Origin of the sequence: Streptomyces sp. enrichment culture (assembly GCF_964272895.1) — a bacterium.
Taxonomy (GTDB): Bacteria; Actinomycetota; Actinomycetes; order Streptomycetales; family Streptomycetaceae; genus Streptomyces.
On the sequence record NZ_OZ186832.1, the window covers coordinates 2,433,714 to 2,446,708 of the forward strand.

Consider the following 12,995-nt stretch of genomic DNA (forward strand, 5'->3'; position numbering starts at 1 on the left):
GCCTCCTCGTTGTCGTACCGCCCCTGCGAGCGTCCCGCACGCAGCGTGATGGGGGAAGAGGGAGTGACCCGATCAGGCCACGGAGGGTGACGTCCCCGCGGTCGTCGCCGCCGTCACGCGGCCCCCGTGAGACGGGCGTGCAGCGCACGGGCCGAGGCGTCGGTGAGGGACGCGATCTGATCGACGATCACCCGTTTGCGGGCACGGTCGTCGGCGGCCCGGTCGAACAGCGCGCGGAACTGCGGGTCCAGTCCGTCGGGGGCGCGGGCGGTGAGCGCCTCGGCGAGCCCGGCGACGACGATCCGCTGGTCGGCCCGGAGCCGGGTCTGCTCGGCGCGCTGCATCACGTACAGGTCGGCGACCGCCTTGAGCACCGCGCACTCCATACGGGTCTCGCGCGGTACGACGAGTTCGGCGCCGTAGCGGGTGAGCCGCCCGGAGCCGTACGCGGCGCGGGTGGCGCCCTCGGCGGCCAGACAGAAGCGGCCGATGAGCTGGCTGGTGGCGTCCTTGAGGCGGGCCTGGGCGAGGGCGGTTCCGTCGTAGCCGTGCGGCCACCACTCCTGGTCCTGGAGGCGGTCCAGGGCCTCGGCGAGCTCGGCGGGATCGGTGTCCGCGGGCACGTACCGGCCGACGGCCACCGCGAAGACGGCCTGCCGCTCGGGTTCGGCGTGCAGGCAGTTGGGGTCGATGTGGCCGGCGTGCAGGCCGTCCTCGACGTCGTGCACGGAGTACGCCACGTCGTCGGACCAGTCCATGACCTGGGCCTCGAAGCAGGTGCGGGTGCCGGGGGCGTCTTTGCGGACCCAGTCGAAGACGGGCCGGTCGTCCTCGTAGACGCCGAACTTCTGCGAGCCGGGGTCGGCGGGGTGGGCGCCGCGCGGCCAGGGGTACTTCGTGGCGGCGTCCAGGGCGGCGCGGGTGAGGTTGAGGCCGACGGAGCCCTCCGGGGTGAACCGTTTGGGCTCGATGCGGGTCAGGAGACGCAGGGACTGGGCGTTGCCCTCGAAGCCGCCGCAGTCCGCGGCGAACTCGTTCAGGGCCTGTTCGCCGTTGTGGCCGAAGGGCGGGTGGCCGAGGTCGTGGGAGAGGCAGGCGGCCTCGACGAGGTCGGGGTCGCAGCCGAGGGCGGCGCCGAGTTCCCGGCCCACCTGGGCGCATTCCAGGGAGTGGGTGAGGCGGGTGCGGGGGCTGGCGTCCCAGGCGGTTCCGCGGAGTTCGCCCGGCGTGACGACCTGGGTCTTGCCGGCGAGCCTTCTGAGTGCGGCCGAGTGGAGGATGCGGGCGCGGTCGCGTTGGAAGGCTGTGCGGCCGGGGCGTTTGTCGGGCTCCGGGGCCCAGCGTTCGGTTGCCGTGTCGTCGTAGGGGGTGCCTTCCATGTGTCGACAGTAGTGCGCCTCATCGTCTGCCGAGTGGTTGTTGTGTGGCGAGTGCGGGTCGTGGGTGGCTTGTCGCGCCCACGCGGCGGAGCCGCACATCGATACAGCCCCGCGCCCCTAGGCGGCATGCCCCACGGCGGCGCTCTGCAGTGCCTGGTCGTATCTGTGGAGGATCAGGTCTGCCATCTTCGCGTGGGCTCCCAGGGGGGCCGATGCCAGCCAGGGGGCCTTCTTCGCGCACTCGCTCGCGAAGCGGCCCGGGGCGGTGAAGCAGGAGGCGATGGCTATGCGGTGGCGGCCTGCGGTTCCGAGGGTGCGGATGGCCTCGTCCACGGTCGGGGTCGCCGCGCAGGCGTAGGCCGGGACTACGGGGACGCCCAGGCGTTCCGCCAGGCGGTCGGCGATGTGGCGGGTGTGCTGGGCCGACTCGGGGTCCCGGGAGCCCGCGGCGGCCAGGATCACGGCGGTCTCGCGGCGCGCGCAGGCTGTGCGAGGGGCCTGCCAGCCGGCCTCGGTCAGGCGGGCGTGGAGGGCGTCGATCAGCAGGGGGTGGGGGCCGAGGGGGGCCGCCAGGCGGGTGTGGACGCGGGACGCGGCGGCCATGTCGGGGATGTCCTGCTTGATGTGGAAGCCGGGGCTGAACAGGAGGGGGACGAGGACGGCCTCGGGGGTGTCGAGGGCGGCGAGGGTGTCGGGCAGCAGGGGGGCGTTCAGCTCGATGTGGCCGAGGCGGACGGGCAGGCCGGGGCGCCGGGCGCGGACCCGGTCGAGCAGCGCGCGGACGGTCTCCAGGGCGCGCGGGTCGCGGCTGCCGTGGGCCACCAGGACCAGCGGAGGAGGGCCGTCGAGCGGGCCGAGGCCGAGCCGGCCGGCGAGCCCGCGGCTGATCCGGTTCATGAGGTGCGCCGTCATGCGAGGATCCTGGCGGCGCGAGATTGCGCCCCCGTTGCACGGCCGTGTCACGGTTGTTTTCCGCCGCTTCACGAAGTGCCGGGCGGCCGTGTGAGGCGAACCGCCCGGCCCCGGCCGGCGTCCTGATGATCAGGACCGAGCGGAGGATGGCCGGATGAAGATCCCTCGACCGCGCCTGCCGCGCAGCCGTGCCGGCTGGCGGCGGCTCGTGCAGGTGACGATGGCGGTGTGCGCGCTGGCGCTGGTGCCGTCGGCGTGGCTGCACGTCGTGACCGAGGGCCGGGTGGGGACGGTCCGGGAGGCGCCGCGCGCCGAGGTGGCCGTCGTCTTCGGCGCGGGCCTGTGGAACGGCGAGCCGTCGCCGTATCTGGCGCACCGGCTGGACGCGGCGGCCGAGCTGTACCGCGCGGGGCGGGTGAAGGTCGTGCTGGTCACCGGGGACAACAGCCGTGCGTGGTACGACGAGCCGGACGCGATGCGCTCCTATCTGGTGCGGCAGGGTGTTCCGGACCGGCGGATCGTGTCGGACTACGCCGGGTTCGACACCTGGGACTCCTGTGTGCGGGCGAAGAAGATCTTCGGGGTGGACGAGGCGGTGCTGATCAGCCAGGGCTTCCACATCCGGCGGGCGGTGGCCCTGTGCGAGGACGCGGGCGTGTCGTCGTACGGCGTGGGGGTGGCCGAGCCGCACGACTCCACCTGGTACTACGGCGGGGTCCGGGAGATCCTCGCCTCGGGCAAGGCCGCGCTGGACGCGGTGTTCGAGCCGGACCCGCGGTTCCTGGGGCCGCGGGAGACGGGGGTCGCGCGGGCGCTGGCCGAGGCCCGCTGACCGGTACCTCACGGCGGCGCGGGGCGGGCGAAGAGGTCGCCGTGCGCTTCGTTTAACAATCGGCCGTCATGGGCCGTAACACGCCCGACCCACGCTGAAGTGCATGAAGAGCACCTCGACGCCCACTCACTGCCCGTACTGCGCCCTGCAGTGCGGGATGAATCTGTCGCCCGCGCCCGAGGGGGGCGTCGAGGTGGTCGAGCGCGCCGACTTCCCGGTGAACCGGGGGGCGCTGTGCGGCAAGGGCCGTACGTCGCCGGCGGTGCTGGCGTCCGGGGTGCGGCTCACCTCGCCGCTGGTGCGGGAGGGCGGGCGGCTGGTGGAGGCCGGGTGGGACGAGGCGCTGGACCGGATCGCCGGGGCGCTGACGCGGACGCGCGGCGAGCACGGGCCGGACGCGGTGGGGGTCTTCGGCGGTGGCGGGCTGACCAACGAGAAGGCGTACAGCCTGGGTAAGTTCGCGCGGGTCGCGCTGGGCACCTCGCAGATCGACTACAACGGCCGGTTCTGCATGTCGTCGGCCGCGGCGGGCGGGATCAAGGCGTTCGGGCTCGACCGCGGGCTGCCGTTCCCGCTGGAGGACATCCCGAGGACGGGGTGCGTGATCCTGGTCGGCTCCAACCTCGTGGAGACGATGCCGCCCGCGCTGCGCTACCTCACCGAGCTGAAGGAGAACGGCGGCAGGCTGATCGTCGTCGACCCGCGCCGCACCCGTACCGCCGAGCAGGCCGATCTGCATCTGGCGCCGCGGCCGGGCACCGACCTCGCGCTCGCCCTGGGCCTGCTGCACCTGGTGGTGGCCGAGGGCCGCACCGACGAGGAGTACATCGCCGAGCGCACCTCCGGCTGGGAGGACGCCCGCGCGGCGGCGATGGCGCACTGGCCGGAGTACGTCGAGCGGATCACCGGTGTCTCCGTGCCGGAACTGCGCGAGACGGTACGGATGTTCTGCGAGCCGGAGTCCGCGATGGTGCTCACCGCGCGCGGGCCCGAGCAGCAGTCCAAGGGCACCGACACGGTGGGTGCCTGGATCAACCTGTGCCTGGCCACCGGGCGGGCCGGACGGCCCTACAGCGGCTACGGCTGTCTGACCGGGCAGGGCAACGGGCAGGGCGGCCGCGAGCACGGCCAGAAGGCCGACCAGCTGCCCGGCTACCGCAAGCTGGACGACCCCGAGGCGCGGCGCCATGTGGCCGGGGTGTGGGGGGTGGACCCGGACTCGCTGCCGGGGCCGGGGCGCAGCGCGTACGAGCTGCTGGAGGCGCTCGGCACGGACATCAGGGCGCTGCTGCTGATGGGCTCCAACCCGGTGGTCTCCGCGCCGCGCGCCGCGCACATCGAGGAGCGGCTGCGCTCCCTGGACTTCCTGGCGGTCGCCGACGTGGTGCTGTCGGAGACGGCGGAGCTGGCGGACGTGGTGCTGCCGGTGACCCAGTGGGCCGAGGAGACGGGCACGACGACCAACCTGGAGGGCCGGGTGCTGCTGCGGCGGCGGGCGATCACCCCGCCCGAGGGGGTGCGCAGCGACCTGGAGGTCCTGCACGGCCTCGCCGCCCGGCTGGGCGTGGAGAAGGGCTTCCCGACGGACCCGGAGGAGGTCTTCGAGGAACTGCGCCGCGCCAGCGCGGGCGGCGTCGCGGACTACTCCGGGATCACCTACCGCCGGCTGGCCGAGGAGAACGGGGTGTTCTGGCCGTGCCCTGCCGGGCCGGAGGGCGGCGTCGAGGCGGGGCCGGACGCGTCGGCTCCGGCGCGGGCGGCAGGTGCGGCCGCGCCGGTGACCGCCGCCGGGGCCCAGGCCGGCCCGGCGGCCCAGGTGGACGACGGCGAGGACGCGGCGCTCGACGCGCCCCTGCCGGACGACCCGGCGCTGGAGGGGGCCGCCGATGAGGCGAGCCGGCCGGCGGTGGAGGGGGCCGCCGACGTCTCCGGCGGACCGGCGGTGGAGGAGGCCACCCATGAGGTCAGCGGGCCGGCGGCGCAGGCAGGCGCCGACGTCCCCGGCGGACCGGTGGTGGCGGGGGCCGCCGATGTCCCCGAAGGGCCCGCGCCGCACCCCGGCACGCCCCGGCTCTTCCTCGACCGGTTCGCCACGCCCGACGGGCGGGCCCGGTTCGTGCCCGTGTCCCACCGGGCGATCGCCGAGGAGCCGGACGAGGAGTACCCGGTGCTGCTGACCACGGGGCGGGTGGTGTCGCAGTACCAGTCGGGGGCGCAGACCCGGCGGGTGGCGGAGCTCAACGCCGCCGCGCCCGGCCCGTTCGTGGAGCTGCACCCGCGGCTGGCGGCCCGGCTGGGGGCGGCCGAGGGCGACCCGGTGGCCGTGGTCTCGCGGCGCGGGCGCGCGGTCGCGCCGGCCCGGATCACGACGTCGATCCGCCCGGACACCGTCTTCATGCCGTTCCACTGGCCCGGTGCGGGCCGCGCCAACACCCTCACCAACCCGGCCCTGGACCCGACCTCCCGGATGCCGGAGTTCAAGGCGTGCGCGGTGCGGCTGGAGGCGGTGGCGGCCGAGGCGCCCCCGGAGAATTGACCCACGGATCCGGCGCCCGAATGCACCCCTCGACGGGTCGATCCGCCGCATAGGTTCATGGCATGACGACTTTTCAGGTACCTCAGCGCATGGACTTCGCCGCCGTCGCCCCCAAGGTGTTCAAGGCGGTCCTGGCCCTCGACGCGGCCGCCCGGCAGGGCGTCGACCCGGTCCTGCTGGAGCTGGTCCAGATCCGTGCCTCGCAGCTCAACCGGTGCGCGTACTGCATCGACTACCACACCACCGACGCCCGCAAGGCCGGTGAGCGCGAGGAGCGCATCCACCAGCTCTCCGCGTGGGAGGAGTCCAGCCTCTTCACCGAGCGCGAGCGGGCGGCGCTCGCCCTGACCGAGGCGGTCACGCTGCTGCCGCAGGGCGTGTCCGACGCGGTGTACGAGGAGGCGGCGCGCCACTTCGACGAGCAGGAGCTCGCCCAGCTGATCGCGCTGATCTTCACGGTGAACACCTGGAACCGGATGAATGTGACGACCCGTAAGACCCCGGGGACGGTGTGACCGCCGGGACACGGCCCTTCAGCGTCGCGCGCGCCAGTCGCCGCCCGCGATGAGCCTGCCGCGGGCGCGCAGCCGGGCGGCGACGGGGGGTGCGGCGAGGTAGACCCAGGCGCGGACGGCCGCCCCGTCGGCGGCGCGGGTCACCTCGCGCTCGACGCGGAGGTAGAGGCTGCGGGCCGGGTCGCCGGGCAGGTACTCCTCCAGCCGGTCGAGGTCGGCGAGGAGCCGGCCGTACAGCTCGGGGCGGGCGGTGATCAGCTCCCCGCTCACCGTGCCGCCCGGCTCCTGGACGGCGTAGGGGTAGCCGGGTCCATCGTACAGGACGGCCCCGGTGAGCCGGGCGGGGTGCTCGGCGGCGGTGCGGCCGTGCAGGAAGAGGTCGTGGTTGGGCTCGCCGGGGCGGAGGGTGCCGTAGACGAAGAAGGGGAGGTGGCGGGGGCTGTCGAGCGTCACAGAAACGATTCTCACCTCTCACACACCTCCACGTATTCGCTATGGCCATGACAGGCCGGCTGCCCGTTGAATCTTGGTCACCTCCCCCGCCGTCCCGCATCGAGGAGACCCATGAGCCGGATACGGCCGTCCGCCCGCCGTCTGACCACCGCCGCCGCCCTGGCCCTGCTGGCCGGGGTGATCGTCCCGGCGGCCGGCGCGGCCCCGCAGCCCACGCCGCTGGAGAACGCGGCGGCGGCCCTGAGCGCCCACGGCGCCGAACTCGGCCTGACCGACGCGCAGTCGGTGAAGGTCCGGGACGTGATCGTGGACGCGGACGGCACCCAGCACGTCCGCTACGACCGCACCTACCGGGGACTGCCGGTGCTGGGCGGCGACTTCGTGCTCCACCTGACGCCCGGCGGCGATCTGCTGAGCACCTCCCGCGCCACCACGGCCCGGATCTCCCTGCCGACGGTCACCCCCGTCCTGTCCGCCCCGGAGGCCGCCGACCTGGGCGCCGACTCCCTGCGGGCCGCGCATCTCGGCGAGGTGCTGCGGCAGCTGACCTCCCGCCCCGAGCTGGTCGTCGACGCCCGGCGCGGCACCCCGCGGCTGGCCTGGCAGACCCGGACCGCCGCCCTGGACGCCCGGGGCAACCCGGTCGCCCGCACCGTGCTGACGGACGCGACGACGGGAACCCGGCTGGACGCCTGGGACACCCTGCACACGGCCTCCGGTGACGGGCAGTCGCTGTACAGCGGCACGGTGCCGCTGGAGACGACGGCGAGCGGATCGTCGTACACCCTCAAGGACCCGGTGCGCGGCGGTACGTACACCGGTGACGCGGCGAACCGGACGGACACCTGCGTGCTGGTCCTGTGCGTCGGCCGGGCACCCGCCACCGTCCTGAGCGACGCCGACAACCACTGGGGCGACGGCACCACCGCCGACCGGGCGACGGCGGCCGTGGACGCGCAGTACGGCACCGCGGTGACCTGGGACTACTTCGAGAAGGTGCACGGCCGCAAGGGCATCGCGGGCGACGGCAAGGGCTCGTACAACCGGGTGCACTACGGCAACGGCTACAACAACGCCTTCTGGGACGACAGTTGCTTCTGCATGACCTACGGCGACGGTGACGGCAAGCTGCTCGGTCCGCTGGTGTCGCTGGACGTGGCCGGGCACGAGATGTCCCACGGGGTGACGTCCAAGACCGCCGCGCTCGCCTACAGCGGCGAGTCCGGCGGCCTGAACGAGGCCACCTCCGACATCTTCGGCACGCTGGTGGAGTTCCACGCGGCGAACGCGAAGGATCCCGGCGACTGGCTGATCGGCGAGAAGATCGTCCGGCCGGGGCTCGGCCGCGCCGCGCTGCGCTGGATGGACCGCCCCAGCCGGGACGGCAAGTCGGTGGACTGCTGGAGCCCCACCGCCGCCTCCCTGGACGTGCACTACTCCTCCGGCATCGGCAACCACTTCGCCTATCTGCTGGCCGAGGGCAGCGGCACCAAGACGGTCAACGGGGTCACCTACGACTCCCCCACCTGCGACGGCTCCACGGTCACCGGCATCGGGCGGGACGCGCTGGGCGCTATCTGGTACCGCGCCCTGACGGTCTACATGACGTCCACCACCACCTACGCGGGCGCCCGCACGGCGACCCTGAACGCGGCCCGCGACCTGTACGGGGCGGGCAGCCGGGAGTACGCGGCGGTCGGGGCGGCCTGGAGCGCCGTCAAGGTCGGCTAACTCCCGTACGGGCGGCGCTCCTTGGCCTCCTTCAGGGCCGTCGCCCACCACACCAGCTGGTCCAGCATGGTCTTCGCCGCCGCGTCCGCGGCGGTGGGGTCCTTCAGACGGCCCTGGTCGTCGAAGGCCGCGCCGGCGCGATGGAAGGAGACGGTGTCGCGGACGGTGACGGCGTGCAGTTCGGCGAAGACCTGACGCAGGTGCTCGACCGCGCGCAGGCCGCCGGAGACACCGCCGTAGGAGACCAGGGCGACGGGCTTGGCCTGCCATTCGGCGGAGTGCCAGTCGATGAGGTTCTTCAGGCCAGCCGGGAAGGAGTGGTTGTACTCGGGGGTGAGCACGATGAACGCGTCGGCCGCCGCCAGTTTCGGGGTGACCGAGGCGAGGGCCTCCCTCGCCGCGTCGGTGCGGGCCATCGTGGTGGGCAGGTCGGCCGCGGCCACGTCGAGGACGTCGACGGTGAGGTCCTCGCGGGTGCGGACGCGGTCGACGAGCCAGTGCGCGACGACCGGGCCGAAGCGGCCCTCGCGGTTGCTGCCGAGGACGACGGTGACATGGAGGGGGCTGATGTCTGAGGTCATGCGGCACAGGCTGGTACCTCAACCTTTGTCGAGGTCAAGTCCCGCCGGTGCGCTCCTCGGCGGTCACCCGTTCACCCGTGCCGTCTGGGCTCTTCGGGTGTTCTTGTGCCACCTGTTCGCGTCCTGGCCGTGACCTGCCGAAACAGCCTCCCCGGGCGGCTCGGGCGCCGCACGTTCGGAGTGATTCTGACGCTCCATCAGGAAGCGGTCCGGGCGCCCTGCCTTTTACCTCGGAAGGGCAGGGGCCCATTCCCGGACTCGTCAAGGAGCGCCGCATGCGACGTACCGCCCGGCTGCTGACCGGCGCCGCGCTCGCCGTCACCACCGTCACCGGACCGCTCGCCGCGTCCGCGTACGCCGCCGGCACCACCGGTCTGGAGGTCTACCCGTCCTCGGTGGTGCCGGGCGGCGCGGTCACGGTGAACTCGGCGGCCTGCGGCGACGCCGGTACGGCGGCCGGGGACGCCAGCGCGGTCGGGGCCGGGCACTTCACGCTGGCGCCCAGCGCCCGGGAGGGCGAGCTGATCGGCCAGTTCACGGTGCCGCCGAGCGCCCAGCCGGGGACGTACGAGATCGTCGCCCGGTGCGCCCGCGGCGGGCGCGAGGTGCGCGGCGACCTCGTGGTGACGCTCACCGCGGTGCAGCCGCGCGGCAGTGTGAAGACGGGGGTCGGCGGCGCTCTGGGCCCCGATCCCGTGCAGACCGCGGCAGGCGTGGCGGCCCTCGCCGTCGCCGCCGCGGGCGGTACCTGGCTCCTGCATCGCCGGGCGAGAGGCGACGGGATCTGACGGACACCCTCCGCTGTCCGTCCGCCGGTACCGCATGTCCCCTCCCCCTCCGGGTCCGACCGCCCCTCGCGGCCCGGAGGGGGCGCGGGGCCCGCCCGAGAGGAGCGTCCCGTTGCGCAGTTACGGCAACCTCGCCATAGCGGCCGTCACCGCCGCCGCCCTGTGCACGGGCGCCTGGCTGCTGCACAACGGCACCGCCCCGCACGCCCCGCCCCAGCCGTCCGCCGCCGAGGCCGGTCCGGACACGGACCGCGAGCCCGCCGCGTCCACCGCCCCCGCGCTGCCGCCCTCCCCGCCCGAGCGCATCCGCATCCCCGCCATCCGGGTGGACGCGCCGCTCATGGGGCTCGGCCTCACCCCGTCCGGCAGCCTCGACGTGCCGCCCGCCGAGCGGCGCAACCTCGCCGGCTGGTACGAGGCCGGCACCAGCCCCGGCGAGAAGGGCACCGCGATCGTCGCCGGGCACGTCGACAACGCGGACGGCCCCGCCGTCTTCTTCGCGCTGGGCTCGCTGAAGAAGGGCAGCGTCATCGACATCGACCGGCGCGACGGCGGCACCGCCCGGTTCACCGTCTACGCCGTCGAGGTCTACCAGGCGCGCGACTTCCCCGACCAGAAGGTCTACGGGGCGGCCCCGCGGCCCGAGCTGCGGGTGATCACCTGCGGCGGCGGCTACTCACGCGCGACCGGTTACCAGGGGAACGTGGTCGTCTTCGCCCGACTGACGAGCGGGACGCGCTGAGGGGCGCGGCTGGGGGGTGGGGTGGGCTGCGGGGGCCGACTGAGGGGCGGGGTGGGCTGCGCGGGACGGCTGAGGGCTCGGCTGGGCTGCGGGGGCCGACCGCGCTCCGGCCGTCGACTGGGGGGCGGGGTGCGCCGAGTCGTCAGGCTGAGCGGTGGCGTGGGCCGAAGCAACCGGCTGCCCCGCGGCCTGGGCCGAAGCAACCGGCTGAGCCGAGGCGTGGGCCGAAGCAACCGACTGACCCGTGGCCTGGGCCGAAGCACCCGGCTGACCCGTTGCCTGAGCCGAAACACCCGGCTGCCCCGTGGCGTGGGCCGAGCCGCCCAGCAGGTTCGCCTTGCCCCATGCCGCGAGCGGTTCCAGGGCCGTGTTGAGGGTCTCGCCCCGTGTGGTCAGCGAGTACTCCACGCGCGGCGGCACCTCGGGGTACTCCTCGCGGTGCACGATGCCATCCGCCTCCAGCTCCCGCAGCTGCGCGGCGAGCACCTTCTCGGTGACGCCCGGCAGTCCGCGGCGCAGCTCCCCGAAGCGGTGCGGGCGCACATGCAGGGCCCACAGGATCAGCACCTTCCACTTGCCGCCGATCACATCCATCGCCGCGTCGGTGCCGCAGATGTACGATCCCGGCCGCCGGCCGACCGTGCCCGGACCCGTCCCCGTCGCCATGCCCGTCCTCCCTGCCTGGATGCTTTCCCGGCGGTAACCACCCACTCGTAAGTGCGTACTTGAGAAGGTTGTTCCCTCACCCGAGGGTAGTCGTCATGACAGACAACGCAGTCACCGCGCACACCGCACCCACCTCGATCACCCTGCTCGGCACCGGCACCATGGGCACCGCCCTCGCCCGCGCCTGGCTCGCCGCCGGCCACGCCGTCACCGTCTGGAACCGCACCCCCGCCCGCGCCGAGGCCCTGGCCGCCGAGGGCGCCACCGTCGCTGCGAGCGCGGCCGCCGCCGTGGCCGCGAACCGGCTGGTGATCGTCTGTCTGCTGGACGACGCCTCGGTCGGCGAGGCGCTGGAGGGCGCCGACCTCACCGGCCGGGACATCGTCAACCTGACCACCGGCACACCGGCCGAGGGCCGCGCCCGTGCCGCCTGGGCCGAGGAGCGCGGCGCCCGTTTCGCGGACGGCGGCATCATGGCCGTGCCGCCGATGATCGGCGACCCCGCCTCCGGGGCGTTCGTGTTCTACAGCGGCTCGGCCGAGCTGGTCGAGGAGCACCGGGCGACCCTCGCCGTGCCCGCGGGCGTCAACTTCGTCGGCCGGGACGCCGGGTTCGCCGCGCTGCACGACGTGGCGCTGCTGAGCGGTATGTACGGCATGCTCGGCGGGGTCGCGCACGCCTTCGCCCTGATCCGCGGGCAGGACATCGCGCCCAAGGAGCTCGCGCCGCTGCTCCAGGGGTGGCTGAACGCGATGTCGTCCCTGGTGCATGTGGCCGCCGAGCGGCTGGAGAGCGGCGACTTCACCACGGACGTCGTCTCCAGCCTGGCCATGCAGGCCGGCGGGATCGGCACGTTCACGCGGACGGCCGAGGAGATGGGCGTCAGCACCGAGCTGCTGACGCCGTACTTCGACCTCATGCGCCGCCGCGTGGAGTCCGGGCACGGCGACGAGGACAACGCGGGTGTCATCGACCTGCTGCGGGTGCGGGGAGCGTAGAGGGTGGCCTGCGGCCGTATCGGGTCCTAGGCCGCCCACTGCTCCCACGCGAGCTTCGCCACCAGGGTGAGGACGACCGTGAGGAGCACGATCCGGACGAAGCCGCTGCCCTTCTTCAGGGCGGTGTGCGCGCCCAGAGTGCCGCCCGCGAGGTTGAACACGGCCATCAGGGCGGCGAGCTGCCACAGGACCGCGCCCTGCCAGGCGAACATGGCGAGCGCCCCGGCGTTGGTGCAGCAGTTGACGATCTTGGCGGTCGCGGAGGCGGTCACCAGGTCGAGGTGGAGCACGGCGGTCAGGGCGAGGACCAGGAAGGTGCCGGTGCCGGGGCCGATCAGCCCGTCGTAGAAACCGATGCCGAGGCCGGCCAGGCCGATCGCGGCGAGGATCCGGCGGCGGGTGACCGGGCCGGGGGCGGGGGCGGAGCCGAAGGCGGGCCGGAGGATGACGAAGGCGGCGACGCCCAGCAGCACCACCATGATCACCGGCTTGAGCACCTCCGTGCTCATCCCGGCCGCGAAGAACGCCCCCGCGGAGGATCCGGCGAGCGCCGCCAGCCCGATCCGCACCGCCGTGCGCACGTCCACCGGTGCCTTGCGGGCGTAGGTCACCGCCGCGCCCGTGGTGCCCACGATCGCCACCGCCTTGTTGGTGCCCAGCGCGTTCGCGGCGGGCGAGCCGGCCGGCAGGCCGAGCAGCAGCGCGGGCAGGAGCAGCAGTCCGCCACCGCCCACCACGGCGTCGATCCAGCCCGCCGCGAGGGCGGCCAGGCACAGCAGGGCGATCATGGCGAGCGATATGTCGGGCACAGTTAGGGAGCCTAAGGAACGGGCGGCTGTACCGTCCAATCGGTTCCCCTCCC

Annotated in this window: 12 protein-coding genes and 1 pseudogene; 7 read left to right on the top strand and 6 right to left on the bottom strand. The window is 74.1% G+C overall.

The features are described 5' to 3' along the window. Positions 1 to 113: 113 nt before the first annotated feature. The gene (locus tag ACSU6M_RS11050) at positions 114 to 1,379 is read right to left on the bottom strand and encodes a deoxyguanosinetriphosphate triphosphohydrolase (RefSeq protein ID WP_437069157.1); all 1,266 of its coding nucleotides are present in this window, start codon (positions 1,377 to 1,379) and stop codon (positions 114 to 116) included. 117 nt (positions 1,380 to 1,496) lie between these two features. Continuing rightward, a complete protein-coding gene (locus tag ACSU6M_RS11055; protein ID WP_437069159.1) occupies positions 1,497 to 2,291 on the bottom strand; it encodes a sirohydrochlorin chelatase in 795 nt (264 codons plus the stop codon). A gap of 154 nt (positions 2,292 to 2,445) precedes the next feature. Here ACSU6M_RS11055 and ACSU6M_RS11060 point away from each other — a divergent pair, with 154 nt between their 5' ends. From ACSU6M_RS11060 to ACSU6M_RS11070, 3 genes are all read left to right on the top strand, one after another. Continuing rightward, positions 2,446 to 3,123, top strand: a complete 678-nt coding sequence (locus tag ACSU6M_RS11060; RefSeq protein WP_437069161.1) for a SanA/YdcF family protein — start codon at positions 2,446 to 2,448, stop codon at positions 3,121 to 3,123. A gap of 103 nt (positions 3,124 to 3,226) precedes the next feature. Further along, a complete protein-coding gene (locus ACSU6M_RS11065; RefSeq protein WP_437069162.1) occupies positions 3,227 to 5,659 on the top strand; it encodes a molybdopterin-dependent oxidoreductase in 2,433 nt (810 codons plus the stop codon). 62 nt (positions 5,660 to 5,721) lie between these two features. Continuing rightward, positions 5,722 to 6,174: a carboxymuconolactone decarboxylase family protein gene (locus ACSU6M_RS11070; protein WP_437069164.1), complete on the top strand. Its 453-nt coding sequence runs from the start codon at positions 5,722 to 5,724 to the stop codon at positions 6,172 to 6,174. Positions 6,175 to 6,192: 18 nt separating this feature from the next. On the opposite strand, the gene ACSU6M_RS11075 is transcribed toward ACSU6M_RS11070, so the two are convergent. After that, positions 6,193 to 6,642 carry a gamma-glutamylcyclotransferase family protein gene (locus ACSU6M_RS11075; RefSeq protein WP_437069165.1) on the bottom strand — a complete coding sequence of 150 codons (450 nt, stop codon included), beginning with the start codon at positions 6,640 to 6,642 and terminating at the stop codon, positions 6,193 to 6,195. 96 nt (positions 6,643 to 6,738) lie between these two features. Between ACSU6M_RS11075 and ACSU6M_RS11080 the strand changes: the two genes are divergently transcribed. Further along, entirely contained in the window at positions 6,739 to 8,358 is a 1,620-nt protein-coding gene (locus ACSU6M_RS11080; protein ID WP_437069167.1) for a M4 family metallopeptidase, read from the top strand. Here ACSU6M_RS11080 and ACSU6M_RS11085 read toward each other — a convergent pair. Further along, the gene (locus ACSU6M_RS11085; RefSeq protein WP_437069168.1) at positions 8,355 to 8,939 is read right to left on the bottom strand and encodes an NADPH-dependent FMN reductase; all 585 of its coding nucleotides are present in this window, start codon (positions 8,937 to 8,939) and stop codon (positions 8,355 to 8,357) included. The two genes, ACSU6M_RS11080 and ACSU6M_RS11085, sit on opposite strands and share 4 nt — an antisense overlap. A 275-nt stretch (positions 8,940 to 9,214) precedes the next feature. On the opposite strand from ACSU6M_RS11085, the gene ACSU6M_RS11090 reads away from it, so the two are divergent. Further along, positions 9,215 to 9,727: a hypothetical protein gene (locus tag ACSU6M_RS11090; RefSeq protein WP_437069170.1), complete on the top strand. Its 513-nt coding sequence runs from the start codon at positions 9,215 to 9,217 to the stop codon at positions 9,725 to 9,727. Between the two features lie 112 nt (positions 9,728 to 9,839). Beyond that, positions 9,840 to 10,469, top strand: a complete 630-nt coding sequence (locus tag ACSU6M_RS11095; RefSeq protein WP_437069171.1) for a class F sortase — start codon at positions 9,840 to 9,842, stop codon at positions 10,467 to 10,469. Positions 10,470 to 10,760: 291 nt separating this feature from the next. Here ACSU6M_RS11095 and ACSU6M_RS11100 read toward each other — a convergent pair. After that, positions 10,761 to 11,135, bottom strand: a pseudogene (locus ACSU6M_RS11100) (winged helix-turn-helix transcriptional regulator); the annotation flags it as partial. A 95-nt stretch (positions 11,136 to 11,230) separates the two neighbouring features. Here ACSU6M_RS11100 and ACSU6M_RS11105 point away from each other — a divergent pair. After that, the gene (locus ACSU6M_RS11105) at positions 11,231 to 12,133 is read left to right on the top strand and encodes an NAD(P)-dependent oxidoreductase (protein ID WP_437069173.1); all 903 of its coding nucleotides are present in this window, start codon (positions 11,231 to 11,233) and stop codon (positions 12,131 to 12,133) included. Positions 12,134 to 12,159: 26 nt separating this feature from the next. Here ACSU6M_RS11105 and ACSU6M_RS11110 read toward each other — a convergent pair whose 3' ends face one another. Then, positions 12,160 to 12,942 (bottom strand): sulfite exporter TauE/SafE family protein, encoded by a 783-nt coding sequence (locus ACSU6M_RS11110; protein ID WP_437069174.1) that lies wholly within the window; start codon positions 12,940 to 12,942, stop codon positions 12,160 to 12,162. Positions 12,943 to 12,995 lie beyond the last annotated feature (53 nt).